Raw genomic sequence first — 210 nt, 5'->3', positions numbered from 1 at the left:
CGTAACATGCTTACCACTACTATTACAGATGAATTAAGATTAGCATCAAATTTTAAAAGTAAAGTAATTGGCATTGCGATCAAAGACAGAGGTGCTATTATTCCTGCAGGGCATAGTGCCAATGGTGCTTATTGGTTTGATGCAAAAAGTGGGTATTTTATTACCAGCACTTATTACAGAAATGAGTTACCGGGTTGGGTGAATGATTTT

General features: G+C 36.2%; 1 pseudogene. It reads left to right on the top strand.

Features of this window, described 5'->3' with window-relative positions:
• Positions 1-210 (top strand): annotated as a pseudogene (locus tag CWC14_RS18290) (alkaline phosphatase family protein); the annotation flags it as partial.

This window comes from Pseudoalteromonas sp. S3260, assembly GCF_005886925.1.
GTDB lineage: Bacteria > Pseudomonadota > Gammaproteobacteria > Enterobacterales > Alteromonadaceae > Pseudoalteromonas > Pseudoalteromonas tetraodonis.
This window is presented reverse-complemented; position numbering and strand designations above follow the sequence as displayed.